Source organism: Roseibium sp. LAB1, from assembly GCF_054658235.1.
The window spans coordinates 1-659 of the sequence record NZ_BAAGIB010000016.1 but is presented as its reverse complement, the minus strand read 5'-3'; the positions used below and the strand labels follow the sequence as shown (position 1 = coordinate 659).

Genomic DNA, 659 nt, shown 5'->3' with positions numbered 1-659 from the left:
GCCGGAACCCAGGTCGGCGTCACTGCCCTGGCAACGGATGCTGATGCCACCGATACGGTGTCCTATTCCGTCGACGACGCACGCTTCACCGTGGACGAGAACGGCGTGGTCCGGGTTGCTGACGGTGCCAGCTTCGATGCGGAGACCGAAGGCTCGATCGACATCACCGTCACGGCCACCTCCACCGATGGCTCGACCTCGGAAGAAACCTTCACGATCTCCGTGTCCGATGTAAACGAAAGCGCTGTCTCGGCCGTCACCGACACGGATTCTGCAGCCAATACCATCGCGGAAGACGCAGCGGCAGGAATCCAGGTCGGCGTCACTGCCCTGGCAACGGATGCTGATGCCACCGATACGGTTTCCTATTCCGTCGACGACGCACGCTTCACCGTCGACGAGAACGGCGTGGTCCGGGTTGCTGACGGTGCCAGCTTCGATGCGGAGACCGAAGGTTCCATCGACATCACCGTCACGGCCACCTCCACCGATGGCTCGACCTCGGAGGAGACCTTTACGATTGCCGTTTCCGATGTAAACGAAAGCGCCGTCTCAGCCGTCACCGACACGGACACAGCTGAGAACACGATCGCGGAAGATGCGACTGCCGGAACCCAGGTCGGCGTCACTGCCCTGGCAACGGATGCTGATGCCACCGA

General features: G+C 62.1%; 1 protein-coding gene. It reads left to right on the top strand.

The genetic code is table 11. The features are described 5' to 3' along the window. On the top strand, positions 1-659 hold a 659-nt coding region (locus ACYQ54_RS28460), incomplete at both ends, for a cadherin repeat domain-containing protein (RefSeq protein WP_460088502.1).